The sequence below is a fragment of the Comamonas sp. genome (genome assembly GCF_036643215.1).
GTDB lineage: Bacteria > Pseudomonadota > Gammaproteobacteria > Burkholderiales > Burkholderiaceae_C > Comamonas.
On record NZ_JAVXSJ010000012.1, the window covers coordinates 54,510 to 71,056 of the forward strand.

Consider the following 16,547-nt stretch of genomic DNA (forward strand, 5'->3'; position numbering starts at 1 on the left):
CTTAAAGAAACAGAGCCGGGTCCACCATGGCACGGTTCAGCATCACGCTCCAGTGCAGGTGGGGGCCGGTCACGCGGCCTGTGGCGCCGACCTTGCAGAACGCGTCACCCGTCTGCAGCATGTCGCCGACCTTGCAGTTCACCTGGCTCAGGTGACAGTACATGCTGAGCAGGCCGCCGCCATGGTCCAGCCAGACCGTGCCGCCGTTGAAGAAATAATCGCCCACATCAATAACCTTGCCGGGCAGTGGCGCCTTCACCGGCGTGCCCGTAGGCGCAGCAATGTCCATGCCGCTGTGCGGATTGCGGGCCTGGCCATTGAAGATGCGGCGCAGGCCAAAGCTGCTGGAGCGGCGGCCGGGCACAGGTACCTGCATTTGCAAGTTGGTAGCCATGGGCAGTGGCTGGCTCAGGCTGGTCATGACCGTCTTGAGGTGGGCCGCCTCGCGCTCATAGCGGGTGTTGTCTTCAGGGGACAGGTCCACAGTCTTGGGCGAGACCTTGAGGCGCTGCTCCACATACTTCTTGTCTTGCACCGTGAGGCGCTTGTCGCGCAATTGGCCGTCCATTTCCACGGGCAGGGTGTATTCGCCGGGAGCGGTTGAAAGAGGGATGCCGATCAGCGCCGTCCACTCAATCATGTCGCCAAGCACCAGCGCGGGTGCATCGTTGTAGCTGAACTTGGGGCGGGTCGATGCAGGGCCTAGCGAGATGCGGGCCACGCCGCCGGGCACGCGGCTGTCTTGTGGCCAGACGCTGTCGCTTTGCGCGGCTTTGGCAGCCCATGCGGGGGCGCTGGCAATGCCTGCTGTCAGGCCCATCCATTGCAGCAGGCGGCGGCGTTCAAGAGCTGTATTCATGTTCATCTTTGATTAAAAAGGGCTGTAGCCCATATCTATCAAGCGCTGGCTGATACAGGAACGATAGCACGAGGGAGGCCGCCGTCAGCACAGATGGAGCCAGAGGATGCGCAGAAGATTTGCTCTTGAATAAATAGCTGCGCACGCTTTTCAGGCGTGCGCAGCAGGGCAAAAATGCCCAGACGTTTAACGCATGATGAGAAAGACGATGATCGCAATCACCGCCACGATGGCGAGCAAAGTCATCATGTCCATGCCTTGGCTTTTGCCATTTACTCCATGGCTTCGGACATCAGCATGGCCGTGCCTTCCGGGCTCAGAGGCTTGCCGTTGGCCTGAATTTCACCCTGGGCAAAGACAATCTCGGTGCGAATTTTGCCGTCCTTGTCTTCAAAAATGCCTTCTTTCGTGAGCAACTCCAGGCTGCCCTGTGTCTGGATCTTGGCGGCGGAGTCAATCTCTTCGGGTTTGTAATCGTTTTCATCGTCCAGAGTGGCGATCAGGCTGGCGCGCTTGCGCGATTGGATCAGGTTTTCCATCAGGGGCTTGGGTACATCTACCTTGACGCTGACCTTCAGGTCCTTGAACAGATTGCCCATTTTTTCGCCGTCACCCAGATACTGAACAGCGGCAGAAAATTCGCTCACGCCTTCGGGGGTGTGCATGGACAGGCGCTTGATTTCAATGGACGGCTTGCGCGCCAGAGCCTGTGTCAGCGACTTGAGCATTTTTTCGCGGAAGTCGCCGCCAGACATTTCGTCTTCACCGTCCGTTGCTTCTTCGCCCTCGGCGCGCTGAGCATTCATGCGCTTGCTCATCTCCATGGCCTGGTTGATCCAGCCAGCATCGATATTGTTGAAGGCCATCTCCAGCACCAGATCGTTGGCCTGCTTGTCTTCCAGCTTGACGCTCTTGATGCCTGACTTGAGTGTCATCTCAACCACATCACCCTTGAGCAGGGTGTCCGAATCCATGCTGATACCTTCGAAATGGCTGGCCGAGGTCTTGCCGTCTTCAATCTTGCTGGTCGCAAACTTGGCAATATTCATGGCAAACGGGCCGGTCCAGAATTTCTGACCTTCGGGCTGCTTGATGTCAAAGCGAATCTCGGCCTTGTCCATCGTCGCGCTGCCTTCGGCATCCTTGAATTCCAGGCCTGCAAAATGGCCTGTGCCCTTGGCGCCCTTCAGGTTGGCGGGCATATCCCAGGCGATTTTCATGCCGCCCCAGTTCATGTCGCTGTCATTGACCTTGGTCGTCACGGCGGGCGAGGTCATGACGTTGGAGCTGCTGCGGCCCCAGCCGACTTTGGTTGCGATCTCTAGTGGCGAGCGCCCATTGAGCGCGGTCTTCAGCGCGGGTTCCACATCATCGGGAAGATTGAAGCGGGTATGAATTTCGGCAGCATGGCCCAGAGGCAGGGGGCCGTGGCTGATCTTGTGCTCGGCAGTGAATTGCGTGGGCTCATCATCATTTTCCAGCGTCCAGACCGTCTTGGCGGTGGAGGAGAACGCACCGCGCTCGTAGCTGGTGATCTGAATCTTGACGCCGTAATCGCTACCCTTGGCAATGCCTTCGGTAAATCTTTGCTGTAGCTTGCCGCCCATGTAATAGCTGGTGCCCAGAGCGCCTGCGACGACCACGGCCACCGCCGCTGTAATACCGATGCCTGCTTTCTTGTTCATTTATTCCCTTTGATGATTGATGAAGAATTTTTAATGGAGTAATTGATTAACTTTGATAGTTAATCTAAAGAAATTGATTCTAGAAAGAAAAGGGCGAAATTAAGCAATTTCACAAAGTTTTGTGGCGCTTCTTTGAAAGTACAAAATTTAAATACTGACGGTATTTGATTTTTATCTGGGTTCAGAGAAAGTCAATTTCTGTGTATGGCTGCGGAAGCTTAGAGCCGTGCTTCATCAGGTCTGTATTGCAGATGCTTGCAATGCAGTGCTGCGCAGCTTGAACAATAAAAAAGGCTGCCGAGAATTCTCGGCAGCCTTTATCAATGCTTAAACGCAAGCAGCTTTACTTGCCCCAGCTGTCCTTGAGACCGGTGATCTTGTTGAACACGGGCTTTTCAGCGCTGTGGTCCTTGCGGTCAGCCACAAAGTAGCCAAAGCGCTCGAACTGGAACTTGTCATCGGGCTGGGCGCTCTTGAGCGAAGGCTCCACATAGGCCGTCACCACCTTCAGGCTGTCGGGGTTCAGCAGCGTGAGGAAGTCCTTGCCGCCCGCATCAGGCTGGGCGTCGGTGAACAGGCGGTCATACAGGCGCACTTCGGCTTGCAGGCCGTCGCTCACGCCCACCCAGGTGATGGCGGCTTTGACCTTGACGGTGTCTGCACCGGGCGTGCCACTCTTGGTGTCTGGCACCACGGTGGCCAGCACCTTGGTGATGCGGCCGTCGGCGTCTTTTTCGCAGCCGGTGCACTCGATCACATAGCCGCCCTTCAGGCGTACCTTGTTGCCGGGGAACAGGCGCTTGTAGCCCTTGGGTGGTTCTTCGACAAAGTCTTCACGTTCAATCCACACTTCGCGGCCGATGCTGAAGTGGCGCTCGGCCACAGGCTCGCCTTCGGCGGGGTGGGGCAGGGCAGGCAGGGTGCAAGGCTCCAGATAGTCGGCGCTGCCAAACACTTCGGCCCAGTTGGTGAGTTCGAGCTTGACGGGGTCCAGCACGACCATGGCGCGGTGGGCCTTGTTTTCCAGGTCTTCGCGCAGGCAGCCGTCCAGCGTGCCGTAGTCGATCCAGGCGTAGTCCTTGGTCACGCCAATGCGTTCGCAGAAGTTGCGAATGGACTCGGGCGTATAGCCACGGCGGCGCAGGCCGACCACGGTGGGCATGCGGGGGTCATCCCAGCCTGTGACCAGGTTGTTGTCCACCAGATGCTTGAGCTTGCGCTTGCTGGTGATCACATAGGTCAGGTTCAGGCGCGAGAACTCGTACTGGCGTGGCTGGGGCGAGTCAATCAGGCCGCCTTCGCGCAGGTGGTCGAGCAGCCAGTTGTAGAAGGGGCGCTGATCCTCAAACTCCAGCGTGCAGATGGAGTGGGTGATGTGCTCCAGCGCGTCCTCGATAGGGTGCGCAAAGGTGTACATCGGGTAGATGCACCACTGGTTGCCGGTGTTGTGGTGCTCTGCATGGCGCACGCGGTAGATAGCGGGGTCACGCAGGTTGATGTTGGGCGCAGCCATGTCGATCTTGGCGCGCAGCACGGCAGCGCCATCGGCCAGCAGTCCGGCCTTCATGTCGGCAAAGCGCTGCAGGTTTTCGGCCACGCTGCGATCGCGGAAGGGGCTGTTTACGCCGGGACGGGTGAAGTCGCCGCGGTTGGCCTTCATGTCGTCGGCAGACTGCTCGTCCACGTAGGCCAGGCCTTGCTCGATCAGGTAGACCGCACAGCGGTGCATGAAGTCGAAGTAGTTGCTGGCGAAGTACAGGTTGTCGCTGCCGCTGGCATCTTTCCAGTCAAAGCCCAGCCATTTGACGGCATCGATGATGCTGTCTACATATTCCTGCTCTTCCTTTTCAGGATTGGTATCGTCAAAGCGCAGGTGGCAGACGCCGCCGTAGTCGCGGGCCAGACCAAAGTTCAGGCAGATGGACTTGGCATGACCAATGTGCAGATAGCCATTGGGCTCCGGGGGGAAGCGGGTACGGATCTTGGCCTGATCGACCTGACCGCTCTGGTGGTGCTGGGCATCACCGGGCGTACCGCCCCAGTGGCGGGTGGCATAGGTGCCTTTGTCCAGATCGGATTCAATGATCTGGCGCAGAAAGTTGGTGGGCTTGACCGCCTCAGGGGCGGCGTTGGTGGATTTGGAGGCGTCAACAGAGCTCATTGCACCATTTTAGGCTGGCTGCCATGACCTCGTGTTGACCTGCGGACACTGCTGCTGTGCATTTGGTCACAATGTCTTGTGGGAACCTGCCAACCTAATCAGAGTCACAAGCGTTATATCCTCAGGGCTGAAGACTCAGCATAGATCTGCAAGCTCTGCCCTCGATGACTCATAAACAGAGGAGAGATTGTGATGTTCAAAACCACTTCCCCCCGCATTGCCAAGTGGCTGGCGGCTGGTTCCATGGCTGTCGCAGGCTTGATGGCGGCTTCGGGCGCTCAGGCGCATGGCGGCGGCGTCAGCTGGTCGATTGGCGTGGGTGTGCCCGGCGTTGCTGTGGGCGTGGGGGCTCCGGTTTACATGCCGCCTCGTCCTGTGTATTACGCACCGCCTCCCGCTGCGTACTATGCGCCGCCCCCTCCTGTGTATTACGCACCTCCTCCTCCTCCTGTGTACCGTCCTGCTCCCGTCATGGTGGTGCCCGGACCCGTTTACTACGGCGGTGGCTACGGATACGGTTACAGGCACGGACATCGCCACCATCACCATCGTTAATGGGTGATTGAGTTTTGGGCATTACGCCCATCGCTCACAGAACCACGGCTGCTCAGGCAGCCGTTTTTTTATGCCTGCAGCAAAGGTGTAGCGCTCGCATAATCCGGGGCAGTCATAGAACAAGGAGAGTGCTTCCGTGAAAACCGTTTACGTCCTCAATGGCCCCAATCTGAATCTGCTGGGCATGCGCGAGCCTGCTATTTATGGCTCGGCCACGCTCGATGATGTCAAAAAGCTCTGCGAAGCCGCTTGCCAGCGCCATGGCCTGGCGCTGGAGTTCCGCCAGACCAACCACGAAGGTGAGCTGGTGGACTGGGTGCATGAGGCCGGACGCCTGCAGGCCAAGGGTGAGCTGGCGGCCGTCATCATGAATGCCGGCGCCTATACGCACACCAGCGTAGCAATTCTGGATGCCATCAAGGGCACGGCCGTGCCTCTGGTAGAGCTGCATATCAGCAATGTCCATGCGCGTGAGAGCTTTCGCCACCACTCCTACCTGTCTGCCGCCGCCCGCGCAGTGATGTGCGGCTTTGGCGTGGCGGGCTATGGCCTGGCCATTGATGCGGTGGCGCAGTGGTGATTGCGGTGAGTGCTGAGCGAGCTTGCTCTCTTGAGCAAGTCTCGCAGGAGCTGGGGCTGCCCCTGCCGCCTTTGATGCTGCAGTTGCAGGCCCGCTCTCGGCGCGTGGTGACCTCACTCAGCGCAGAAGAGGGTAGTGGGCAGATGGTCTGGCATGGCTGGCAGCCCCCTGCGGGCGTGGCGCAGCGCGGCCAGCCCCTGGTGATGCTGCATGGCGGCAGCGGCAGCTGGACCCACTGGCTACGCGTGATTGAACCCCTGACCGCCGCAGGCTACAGCCTGTGGCTGGCTGACCTGCCCGGTTTTGGCGAGTCTGACGGCGTGCCCGGCGGCATGGATGTGGACACCATGCTGGAGCCGCTGGCCTATGGAATCAAGCAGTTGTTGGGTAACGAAAGTACTGGTGCCAGCACAGGCCCAGTCTGTGATCTGGTGGGCTTTTCCTTTGGCGGCATGGCGGCAGGCTTATTGGCCGCAGCCTACCCAGAGTTGGCGCAGCGCCTTGTGATGGTGGGCGCGCCGGGGATGGGCATGACGGAGGGGCGGGCTGTGCGTCTCAAAGGCTGGCGCCATCTGCCCGGGCTTGAAGCGCAGATGCAGGCGCATCACCACAATATTGCCGAGCTGATGCTGCATGACGCAGCGCTGATTGACGACGAGACACTGGCACTGCATGCGCTCAATGTGGCGCGTGATCGCCTGCCGCGCAGACGCCTGTCGCGCACCGATGCGCTGGCACAGGCGCTGACCCGCATGCAAGTGCCCGTGGCTGCCATTTATGGCCGGCATGACCCACTGTACGTGGGGCGTCTGCCTGAACTGCATGCACTGATGCAGCGCCAATGCGCTGGCCCGTTGAACTGGCAGGTGATGGAAGAGGCTGGCCATTGGGTGCAGCATGAGAGCCCTACAGAATTTTGCGCTGCACTGCAGCAGGCCCTGCCATGACCAGCGCAGCAGCCTTTGTGCTGACGGACGCCGATGTGCAGTGGACTGCTGTGCGCTCCCAGGGGCCGGGCGGCCAGAACGTGAACAAAGTGGCCAGCGCCGTGCACCTGCGCTTTGACATTCGCGGCTCTCGTTTGCCAGAAGATGTGCAGCAGCGCCTGCTGGCGCTGGGCGATTCGCGCATCACCACGGAAGGTGTTCTGGTCATCAAGGCACAAAAATACCGCACGCAAGAGCACAACCTGTGGGATGCGCTGGAGCGGCTCAACGCGCTGGTCGCCACCGTGGCCAGACCGCCGCGCCCGCGCAAGGCCACCAAGCCCACATGGGGCTCGCAGCAAAGACGGCTGCAGGGCAAAAGCGTGCGCTCTGGCATCAAGGCGCTGCGTGGCCGGGTACAGGATTGATGCTGTTTTATGCCGCCAGCGCAATGACTGCAAGCGCTGGCAGCTATCAAAAAATCCTTGATTACAGCTCCGTGGCCATTTGCGCCACACAATAGCGCGTTGCGGGTCTGCGCTATATTTTTTTGATAGCTGCCGCCGCAGAATACAAAAGCGCTACAGGCGGTTTTCCTCTTATTTTTGCCTCCCTTGGGAGTTTTCATGACCACACTGCCTTTGACTTATCTGGAGCGGCCCGCTCAACCCGCCGCTGGGCAGCCCGCATGGTTGCTGGTGCTCATGCATGGCGTGGGCAGCAATGAGCAAGACCTGTTTGGTCTCGCGGCCTATGTGCCGCCGCAGTTTCATGTCATCAGCCTGCGTGCGCCGTTTGCCATGGGCATGGGGGCGTATGCGTGGTTTCAGTTCACGGTGGATGCCGATGGCACGCGCCACATCAACGTGCCTCAGGAGCAGCAGGCGCGCACGCTTGTGCAGCAGACGATTGAGCAAGCGGCGCAGCAGCTCGATATTCCGCCCGAGCGTGTGGTGCTGGGCGGCTTTAGCCAAGGCGGCATCATGAGCCTGAGCCAGCTGCTGACCCAGCCGCAGACACTGCGCGCCGCATTGATCTGGCACAGTCGCCTGCTGCCTGAGATTGCATCGCTGCATGCTCCCGCCGCTGCGTTTGCGGGCAAGTCAGCCTGGGTGAGCCACGGCACTTACGACAATGTGATTCCGCTGACCAGCGCGCATGCCATCCGGGACAGGCTGGGCGCCTTGCCCATGCAGCTGACGTATCACGAATACCCGGGTGCGCATGAAATTCGTCCGGAAGAACTCAAGGCCAGCATGCAGTGGCTGCAGGATTTGACGGAGCCTGCGCAAGGCTCAGACGCTGATCAATGACCGGCGGTTTTGGAAAAGATATTGATCACCAGCACGCCGCCCACAATCATGGCCATGCCAGCCAGGGCGGGGGCGTCCAGCTTCTGGCCTTGCCAGAAATAGGCCACGGCCGATACCAGCACAATGCCCACGCCAGACCAGATGGCATAGGCCACGCCCGTGGGCACGGTGCGCAACGTCATCGACAGCAGGTAAAACGAGATGGCATAGCCGACCAGCGCCACGCCCGTGGGCATTAGTTTGGTGAAGCCGTCCGACTTGGCGAGAAACGAGGTGGCAATCACCTCGCAGATGATGGCCAGGCCCAGATACAGGTAATTTGTCATGGCAGGCACTTTAGTGCGAGTGAGTCCTGCCTGTTTTACCCGCTGCGTCAAAACCCCGTTCAGGCTCTGGGCCACCTTGCCAAATTTTTGTGGCTGTGCGCACATCGCCAGCACGGTGCGATGTGCACAGTTGTTACCTTAGATCGCGGGGTAGCTGCCTGTGCCTTCGGGCCAGGGCGTCAGCACATCAAAGCCGGTTTCCGTCACCACCACCATGTGCTCCCACTGGGCGGAGAGCGATTTGTCATTGGTGATGACCGTCCAGCCGTCCGCCAGCTCGCGCGTGGCGGCCTTGCCGGCGTTGAGCATGGGCTCGATGGTGAAGATCATGCCGGGCTCCAGCACCAGACCCTGGCCGGGCGTGCCGTAGTGCAGCACCTGTGGCTCGTCGTGGTAGACCTTGCCGATGCCGTGGCCGCAGTACTCTCGCACGATGGAAAAGCGTTCGCGCTGCGCCACGGTTTGAATGGCGTGGCCCACATCACCCAGTGTGGCACCGGGCTTGACGGCGTGAATGCCGGCGACCAGTGCTTCATAAGTGGTGTTGACCAGGCGCTTGGCCAGATTGCTGGGCTGGCCCACGTAATACATGCGGCTGGTGTCGCCAATCCAGCCTTCGGGCGTGGTGACGGCTACGTCGACATTGATGATGTCGCCTTCCTTGAGGATTTGCTTGGCATCCGGGATACCGTGGCAGATCACATGGTTGACGGAGGTGCAGACGGTCTTGGGGAAGCCGTGGTAGCCCACATTGGTGGGCGTGCACTTGAGTTCATCGACGATGTAGTCGTGGCAGATTTTGTCCAGCTGCTCGGTGCTGACGCCGGCTTGCACATGGGGCGTGAGCATGGCCAGCACCTGAGCGGCCAGACCACCGGCCTTGCGCGAGAGAAAAATGTCGGATGCGTCGTGAATCGGCACCATCTTTTGTTTGCCGCGCTTCATTGCATGCCTCCAACCAGACGCACAGAGCGGGGGCTACGTGCAGAGGCATCTACCTCGTAGCCTGCCAGCGGCTGCAGTTGCAGCGTGCGTTCAGCCTCTTGCAGCAGCAGGGCGCAAATACCTTCGTAATTGAGCTGAGGGTGATGCTCGGCCAATTGGCCTACGCGCAGCCAGTGTTCGGCCTGAGCATTGATGGAGCGGCCAAGGGCCGCGCTGGAGACACGAATCTGGTCGTGCAATTGATCTGAAATTTTGACGATTCCCATGGGCACGCATCATACGGCGGGTATACGTTTCGTATATTGGCAGTCGTAAATTGCATGGTTGACCGGGCGGATTTTTGCAGCGCTGACTGGATTACAGAAAGCCTTCTATAGGCAGCCAGCTCAGCACCCGCACCATGGCACGCTTGAACCAGCTGGTGCCGGGGTCGTGGCTGAAGGTTTGCGGCTGACCTGTTTCACTGATCCATTGCAGCTTGCCGCTGGCATCCAGCTGTACTTTGTAGGCCAGCATGGGCAGGTACTGATTGAGCGTATGGCTGACCTCTTGCGCCAGTTTGGGGTCCAGTATGACCAGCCCCTGCTCGGTATTGAGCAGAGCCGAGCGCGGGTCGAAATTGAAGGAGCCGACAAACAGGCGCTGCCCATCAATGGCAAAGGTTTTGGCGTGCAGGCTGGCGCCAGAGCTGCCTGCTACTCCACCCTTGCTGCCGCTGAAGGCGGCGGGCGATGGTGCTTCTCCGTAGGTTTTGGGCGGATTGCGGGGCTGCAGATTGATCTGGCGGCGCATTTCGTACAGCTCGACCCCGAGTTTGAGCAGGGGCTTGCGATACTGCTCATAGCCCGCGTGCACGGCGGCTACGTCGGTGGCCTCAAGGCTATTGGTCAGAATGCGCACCTTGATGCCTTGTGCGCGCATTTGTGCAAAGGCGTTGATGCCGGCCTGCGTGGGCACAAAGTAGGGGGAGATCAAATCCAGTGACTGGGCTGGTGTGCCAATGGCTGGCTGCAACTGGGCCAGCAACAAGTCTTCTTTGCCAGCCTGACTCAAGACCTTGGAGGGGTCGTCGCTGACCAGCGTGGCAGCAGCCCATTCCAGCGGCAGATTGCCCGAGAGCAAATCCTGGCTGAACCGGCTTTCCTGCACGGCCTGAATATAGGCCTGGGATTCAGGCCGCAGGGTGTCGGCCTGCAGGCTGCTATAGACCTGCTGCACGGCTTGCTCTGGCATGGGCGGCAGCAGGCTGGCGCTGGGATAGGCTGACTGGCTGCTCCAGTAACGATCAAAGTCGCGGCCAATATCGGGCACCACGGTGCCGACAGCGACCACATCAAGGTCGGCAAACAGCACGCCATCCGTGGCGGCAAAGTACTCGTCGCCAATATTGCGGCCCCCGACGATGGAGGCCTGGTTATCTGCCGTAAAGCCTTTGTTGTGCATGCGCCGCTGGGTGCGCGAGAACTCTGTGACATAGCCCAGCACTTTGGGTGTGCGCACGGCAAAGGGGTTGAACAGGCGCACTTCAATGTGCGGGTGCTGATCGAGTGCGGCCAGCGTGGCATCCATGCCAGCGGTGCCGCCGTCGTCCAGCAGCAGACGCACGCGCACGCCGCGGTTAGCGGCCTGCAGCAGCTCATTGAGCAGCAGGTGACCCGTGGTGTCGTTGCGCCAGATGTAGTACTGCACATCCAGCGTGTGCTGTGCCGCGCGGGCCAGCAGGGCGCGGGCAGCGTAGGCAGCATAGGCATCGCTAAGCGGGTGAATGCCACTCAGCTTGGGGTGCGCTTGCTGCAGCGGAGCCAGCGCCTGACCGAGCCGTGACTGGATTGCAGCTTCTGTGCTCAGTGATTGCGAGGCGGTGCGATCGGGCATGGGCGGCAGGCTGCAGCCGGTGAGCAGGCCCGCGATCAGCAAGGCGGCCGTGCTGGGCCACAGGGGAAGTGCGGAGCGAAGGGCCTGTGTGTATTGCATTGCCCCAGTATGCCGCAGGCCTTCCAATCACATTGAGGAAACTCTCAGGCGATTTTTTCGGGGCCGGGCCTGCCGTCTTGCACCACAAACCGGGCCAAGGTGTAGATGCTGCTGTCGGCCTGTAAGGGGTTGGTAACGGCGCGCAGCTCGCAGCTCATGGCTTGCTGCGTGATATTGAACAGGCTGTAGCCGCGCTCTTCGCTTCGGGCATAAAGCACCTGCGGGTTGTGAGCGACGATGGCATCGACCTTGGTCTGCGTGGTGCCGCTGCGCGAGCTGATGGAGGTGCCGCAGAACTCGCTGGCGACGATGGGGTTGTCACGATCCGGTGCTTGCGCGCTTTGCTGGGCAATGGCGCAGACATAGTTCTGGTGAATGTCGCCGCCCAGCACCACGGTGTTGCGCGGGCGGGTTTGGCTGATCTGGCTCACCAGCCGCTGGCGCGCTTGTGGGTAGCCGTCCCAGCTGTCGGTGGATTGCTTGCCGTTCTTGAAGCTGCGTGGGGAGAACAGTGTGGTCTGCACCAGCGATGTCCAGCGCGGAGCGGTGGTCGCGCTGCGTGCATCGGTCTGCAGTTGCTGGTCCAGCCAGCGTTCTTGCTCCCAGCCCAGAAAGCTGCGCGCCGGGTCTTGCAAGGCCGTGCAGCTTGCTATATCGACCGTGCCGGTGCTGGCTTGGCCCGGTGTGCGGCAGGCTTGCAGGTCGCGGTACTGGCGGCCGTCCAGCATGTGCAGTCTTGCCAGACGCCCCCAGTTCAGCGTGCGGTACAGGGTCAGTCCTTGTTGGTTGCGCAGCATGGCGGCGGGGCGCAGCGGCATGTTTTCATAAAAGGCCTGCCAGGCGGCCATGCGCCTTTCTAAAAAGTGAGCAGGCTCCCCACGTCCAAATTGGGCTACATAGTCATTTTCTACTTCATGGTCGTCCCAGATGACGGACCAGTTGCACACGGCATGGGCGGCTTGCAGGTGCGCATCGCTTTTGTGCAGGGCATAGCGGTCACGGTAGTCCTGCAGTGTGCGGGCTGTGCGCAAAGGCTGGGGGCGTGCCAGTCCTTCGGCTTTTTCAGGCTGGGCATATTCATAGATGTAGTCACCCAGAAACAAAACCATGTCCGGTGCATCCTGCGCGACTTGCCGCCATGCGGTGTAAAAACCGTGTTCCCAGCGCTGGCAGGATGCTACTGCCAGACGCAGCTGGCGAATATCTGCCCCCACTTGTGGAGCGGTGCGGGCGCGGCCTGTGGTGCTGACCGCATCGCCGTGCATGAACCGGTAGAAGTACCAGCGGTCGGGTGTCAGTCCATCGACTTGTATGCGCACGCTGTGGCCCCACTCGGCGGTGGCCGTGGTGCTGCCGCTGGCAATGATCTGGCGGAACTGCTCGTCATGCGCCACTTCCCAGTGCACCTTCATTGGCGATAGTTGCGGCGCATCCTCCATGCCCAGAGATTCGGGCGGCGCGGTCAGTCGTGTCCAGATAAGAATGTTGTCGCTTTGGGCATCACCGCTGGCGATGCCCAGTGTGAAGGGGTTGTAGCCCAGAGTGCTGCTGGCGCGGGCCCATGCAGGCAGGCTGCCTGCCGCTGTGGCAAAGCCAGAAGCAATGAGAAAGCGGCGGCGTTGCAAGGTGTAGGCGTTTTTCAGAGCGGACATGGCGGTGGGATGAATGCGGTCTGCTGGCAGTATGCGCGCCGCTCATCTTGTTTTTGTGAACACCGCCATGGCGCCCTTTATTTACGCGTTGACCATCACCAGCTTGCCCTGGACCTGGCGCGAACCTATGCGCTCGTAGGCGGCAAACAGCTCGCTCATGGGCATGGTGCGGTCAATGACGGGCTTGATCTTGCTCTGGCTGTACCACTGGGCCAGCTCCTGCATCATGGCGGCGTTGTTCTGTGGCTCGCGCTTGGCAAAATCGCCCCAGAAGACGCCGACCAGCGATGCGCCCTTGAGCAAGGCCAGATTCAACGGCAGTGACGGAATGGGGCCGGACGCAAAACCGATGATGAGGTAACGCCCGCGCCAGGCGATGGAGCGGAAGGCGGGCTCGGCAAAGTCGCCGCCCACGGGGTCGTAGATGACATCCGGGCCTTTGCCATCGGTTGCTGCCTTGATGGCTTCGCGCAGATCGCCCTGGCTGTAGTTAATCGTAATGTCCGCGCCTTGGGCCTTGCAGAGTGCGCATTTTTCATCGGTCGATGCTGCGGCAATCACGCGTGCGCCTGCGGCTTTGGCAATCTGTATGGCTGCCGTGCCCACGCCGCCTGCAGCGCCCAGCACCAGTACGGTCTCTCCCGCCTTGAGCTGACCCCGGTCGATTAGCGCGTGATGGCTGGTGGCGTAGGTCATGATGAACGCAGCGGCATCTACAAAGGGGAAATCGTCTGGAAGCGTCATGCACATTGCCGCAGGTGCTAGCGTATGTGTCGCAAATCCACCGGTTCCAGACAGGCAGGCCACATGCTGGCCCACCTTCAGGTGCTTGACGCCTTCGCCCACGGTCTGCACCACGCCTGCGTATTCAGAGCCGGGAACAAAGGGCAGCGGCGGTTTGATCTGGTATTTGTTCTGCACGATCAGCAGGTCGGGAAAGTTCAGGCTGGCGGCCTTGACCTCCAGGAGCACCTGACCGGGGCCGGGCTGGGGTGTGGGCAGCTCGGTCCACTGCAGAGTCTCAACGCCGGTGGGGGTGGTGCAAAGCCAAGCGTGCATAGGGTGTCTCCTGATCTTTTGGGTGAAAAATGCCCGCTGATGATAGAAGTGTGGTGCGAATGCCGCGTGTCTCTGCCGTGACCTTGGAGCCGCCTACAATCCGCTCATCCATGAAGATTCTTATTTGCAATGACGACGGCTTTCAGGCCCCCGGTATCGTGGCTTTGCACGACGCCCTGCGCACCGTGGCAGACGTTGAAGTGGTGGCCCCGGAGCACAACAACAGCGCCAAGTCCAACGCCCTGACGCTGAACGCGCCGCTGTATGTGCACAAGGCCTATAACGGTTTTCGCTATGTGAATGGCACACCGGCAGACTGCGTGCACATCGCACTGACAGGTTTGCTGGGCTACCGGCCTGATCTGGTGGTCTCCGGTATCAACAACGGCGCCAACATGGGCGACGACACGATTTACTCGGGCACCGTGGGTGCGGCCATGGAAGGCTTTTTGTTTGGCATTCCCTCCATCGCCTTCTCGCAGGTGGACAAGGGCTGGGCCGAAATTGAAGCCGCAGCCGCAACGGCCCGCCAGATGGTGCTGGATATGAAGTCCCAGCAGCTCATTGGCACATCGCCCTGGTTGCTGAATGTGAATATTCCCAATATGCCGCTGGAGGCGCTCAAGAGCATCAAGCTGTGCAGACTGGGTCGCCGCCATTCGGCGGAGCAAGCCATTGTTCAGCAAAGCCCGCGTGGCGAGACCATGTACTGGATCGGCAGCGCAGGCGCGGCCAAAGATGACTCCGAAGGCACGGATTTTCACGCCACGGCCCATGGACATGTGGCCATGACGCCGCTAAAGGTTGATCTGACCGATTACGACAGTCTGGGTTACTGGGCACAGACCGCCAGCAAGCTGACGGGTGTGGCCTCGTGAGCGAGCGCCGCTCACCCCAGGTGCCGGGCTGGATCGCCCGCTCCGTGCAAACCGGTGTCAGCGCAGCGCGCTCGCCAGTGGCTCCACGGCCTATCAACCCTTTAGGCGTGGCGGCTTCGCCCGTGGGGGTGGGGCTTGATTCATCGACAGTGCGTGCACGCATGGCCCAGCGCATTGGCGCGGCAGGCGTCAGCAACCCAGTCGTGCTGCAGGCCATGGCGACGGTGGAGCGCCATCGCTTCGTTGATAGCGCCTTGGTCAATCAGGCTTATGAAGACACCAGCTTACCGATTGGTCTGGGTCAGACCATTTCCAAGCCCAGCGTGGTGGCGCGCATGATGGAGCTGCTGCTCGACTCTGACGCCGCCAGAAGCGGGCAGGGTCGTGTGCTGGAGATTGGCACGGGCTGCGGTTATCAGGCCGCCGTGCTGGCCATGGTGACCAAAGAGGTTTATTCGATTGAGCGTTTGCGTGGCCTGCATGAAAAAGCGCGCAGCAATCTGCGACCCATGCGCCTGTCCAATGTCCACCTGATTCTGGGTGACGGCATGGTGGGCTTTGCCAGTGGCGCGCCTTATGCGGGCATCATCTCTGCCGCAGGCGGAGACACCGTGCCGCAGGCCTGGTGCGACCAGTTGGCCATCGGTGGGCGTCTTGTGGCGCCCGTCGTTGTGGGCTCTGGTAAGCAGGCACTGCTGGTGATAGACAAGAGTTCACACGGTTTTACGCAAACAGTTTTAGAAGCAGTTAACTTTGTCCCTCTAAAATCAGGGATCGCCTAGAAGGGAATAGCTTATGTTGGTATCGCGAAGTCTTGGTGCATTGGGAACGGCAGTGCTGGCAGGTGTCATCCTGGCTGGTTGCTCCACCCAGGCAAACAGGGCTCCTGTGGAAGATCGCGGACAGTCGTCGTCTTCCACCTCTTCCGGTGTGGATGTCAAGTCTCTGCCCGGTGCAGAAAATGCAGGCAAGCCTGGTTACTACACCATCAAGCCCGGTGACACGCTGATCAAGGTCGGTCTGGAGCACGGCCAGAGCTGGAAAGACATCGCTCGCTGGAGCAATCTGGACAATCCCAATGTGATCGAAGTTGGTCAGGTGGTGCGCGTGGTGCCGCCAGGTCGTGATGTAGCCTCTGCTCCCTCGTCGGGTGGTGGTCGCGTTGTGGCGCCTGTGGTGGTGGGCGGTGGCACTGCTGCTACCTCGACTCCTACCCCAGCCCCCGTGCCTTCGAGCAGCCCGGCTCCTGCAGCCAAGGGCGCTGATGATGTGGCTTTCATCTGGCCAGCCAGCGGTTCGCTGATTGCCGGTTTTGATGAGCAGCGCAACAAGGGTTATGACATCAGTGGCAAGGCTGGTGACTCGGTCGTGGCTGCTGCGGATGGCCGCGTGGTGTATGCGGGCGCTGGCCTGCGTGGCTACGGCAACCTCATCATCTTGAAGCACAACAACACCTATCTGACTGCCTACGCCCACAACCAGTCTTTGATGGTCAAGGAAGATCAGTCCGTGAAGAAGGGTCAGAAGATTGCCGAAATGGGCAGCACCGATGCGGACCGCGTCAAGCTGCACTTTGAAGTGCGTCGTCAGGGCAAGCCTGTCGACCCTTCTCGTTACCTGCCTTCTCGTTAAGC

At 60.3% G+C, this 16,547-nt stretch carries 17 protein-coding genes; 8 read left to right on the forward strand and 9 right to left on the reverse strand.

The genetic code is table 11. The annotated features are described in order from the left end of the window. Position 1: 1 nt before the first annotated feature. The 3 genes from RSF91_RS10240 to RSF91_RS10250 form a co-directional block, all read right to left on the reverse strand. Positions 2-865 carry a peptidoglycan DD-metalloendopeptidase family protein gene (locus RSF91_RS10240; protein WP_442878834.1) on the reverse strand — a complete coding sequence of 288 codons (864 nt, stop codon included), beginning with the start codon at positions 863-865 and terminating at the stop codon, positions 2-4. A gap of 266 nt (positions 866-1,131) precedes the next feature. Beyond that, a complete protein-coding gene (locus RSF91_RS10245) occupies positions 1,132-2,544 on the reverse strand; it encodes a YdgA family protein (RefSeq protein ID WP_332568319.1) in 1,413 nt (470 codons plus the stop codon). 343 nt (positions 2,545-2,887) lie between these two features. Next, positions 2,888-4,705 carry a glutamine--tRNA ligase/YqeY domain fusion protein gene (locus tag RSF91_RS10250; protein WP_332568320.1) on the reverse strand — a complete coding sequence of 606 codons (1,818 nt, stop codon included), beginning with the start codon at positions 4,703-4,705 and terminating at the stop codon, positions 2,888-2,890. Positions 4,706-4,897: 192 nt separating this feature from the next. On the opposite strand from RSF91_RS10250, the gene RSF91_RS10255 reads away from it, so the two are divergent. The 5 genes from RSF91_RS10255 (at position 4,898) to RSF91_RS10275 (ending at position 8,079) form a co-directional block, all read left to right on the forward strand. After that, complete coding sequence (locus RSF91_RS10255) at positions 4,898-5,260, forward strand: hypothetical protein (RefSeq protein ID WP_332568321.1); 363 nt, start codon at positions 4,898-4,900, stop codon at positions 5,258-5,260. A 136-nt stretch (positions 5,261-5,396) separates the two neighbouring features. Further along, a complete protein-coding gene (aroQ, locus tag RSF91_RS10260) occupies positions 5,397-5,840 on the forward strand; it encodes a type II 3-dehydroquinate dehydratase (protein ID WP_332568322.1) in 444 nt (147 codons plus the stop codon). A 74-nt stretch (positions 5,841-5,914) separates the two neighbouring features. Next, on the forward strand, positions 5,915-6,787 hold the full coding sequence (locus RSF91_RS10265; protein WP_442878836.1) for an alpha/beta fold hydrolase: 873 nt from the start codon (positions 5,915-5,917) through the stop codon (positions 6,785-6,787). Continuing rightward, entirely contained in the window at positions 6,784-7,194 is a 411-nt protein-coding gene (gene arfB, locus RSF91_RS10270; RefSeq protein WP_332568324.1) for an alternative ribosome rescue aminoacyl-tRNA hydrolase ArfB, read from the forward strand. Before RSF91_RS10265 ends, arfB begins: the two co-directional genes overlap by 4 nt. Positions 7,195-7,392: 198 nt before the next feature. Further along, positions 7,393-8,079: an alpha/beta hydrolase gene (locus RSF91_RS10275; protein ID WP_332568325.1), complete on the forward strand. Its 687-nt coding sequence runs from the start codon at positions 7,393-7,395 to the stop codon at positions 8,077-8,079. Here the strand turns inward: RSF91_RS10275 and RSF91_RS10280 are convergent. The 6 genes from RSF91_RS10280 to RSF91_RS10305 form a co-directional block, all read right to left on the reverse strand. Next, positions 8,073-8,405 carry a DMT family transporter gene (locus RSF91_RS10280; protein ID WP_099736302.1) on the reverse strand — a complete coding sequence of 111 codons (333 nt, stop codon included), beginning with the start codon at positions 8,403-8,405 and terminating at the stop codon, positions 8,073-8,075. The genes RSF91_RS10275 and RSF91_RS10280 overlap by 7 nt on opposite strands. 138 nt (positions 8,406-8,543) lie before the next feature. Then, a complete protein-coding gene (gene map / locus RSF91_RS10285) occupies positions 8,544-9,350 on the reverse strand; it encodes a type I methionyl aminopeptidase (RefSeq protein ID WP_332568326.1) in 807 nt (268 codons plus the stop codon). Continuing rightward, positions 9,347-9,616 (reverse strand): ParD-like family protein, encoded by a 270-nt coding sequence (locus tag RSF91_RS10290; RefSeq protein ID WP_332568327.1) that lies wholly within the window; start codon positions 9,614-9,616, stop codon positions 9,347-9,349. Before RSF91_RS10290 ends, map begins: the two co-directional genes overlap by 4 nt. Before the next feature lie 91 nt (positions 9,617-9,707). Further along, complete coding sequence (locus RSF91_RS10295; protein ID WP_332568328.1) at positions 9,708-11,324, reverse strand: phospholipase D family protein; 1,617 nt, start codon at positions 11,322-11,324, stop codon at positions 9,708-9,710. A 44-nt stretch (positions 11,325-11,368) separates the two neighbouring features. Then, the gene (locus RSF91_RS10300) at positions 11,369-12,976 is read right to left on the reverse strand and encodes an alkaline phosphatase D family protein (RefSeq protein ID WP_332568329.1); all 1,608 of its coding nucleotides are present in this window, start codon (positions 12,974-12,976) and stop codon (positions 11,369-11,371) included. An 81-nt stretch (positions 12,977-13,057) separates the two neighbouring features. Further along, positions 13,058-14,035 carry an NADPH:quinone oxidoreductase family protein gene (locus RSF91_RS10305; protein WP_332568330.1) on the reverse strand — a complete coding sequence of 326 codons (978 nt, stop codon included), beginning with the start codon at positions 14,033-14,035 and terminating at the stop codon, positions 13,058-13,060. Between the two features lie 110 nt (positions 14,036-14,145). Here RSF91_RS10305 and surE point away from each other — a divergent pair, with 110 nt between their 5' ends. From surE to RSF91_RS10320, 3 genes are read left to right on the forward strand one after another with little or no spacing between them, the layout of a single operon-like run. After that, positions 14,146-14,913 (forward strand): 5'/3'-nucleotidase SurE, encoded by a 768-nt coding sequence (surE, locus tag RSF91_RS10310; protein WP_332568331.1) that lies wholly within the window; start codon positions 14,146-14,148, stop codon positions 14,911-14,913. Next, entirely contained in the window at positions 14,910-15,695 is a 786-nt protein-coding gene (locus RSF91_RS10315) for a protein-L-isoaspartate(D-aspartate) O-methyltransferase (RefSeq protein WP_332568332.1), read from the forward strand. Before surE ends, RSF91_RS10315 begins: the two co-directional genes overlap by 4 nt. A 13-nt stretch (positions 15,696-15,708) precedes the next feature. Continuing rightward, complete coding sequence (locus tag RSF91_RS10320; RefSeq protein WP_332568333.1) at positions 15,709-16,545, forward strand: peptidoglycan DD-metalloendopeptidase family protein; 837 nt, start codon at positions 15,709-15,711, stop codon at positions 16,543-16,545. Positions 16,546-16,547: the final 2 nt, after the last annotated feature.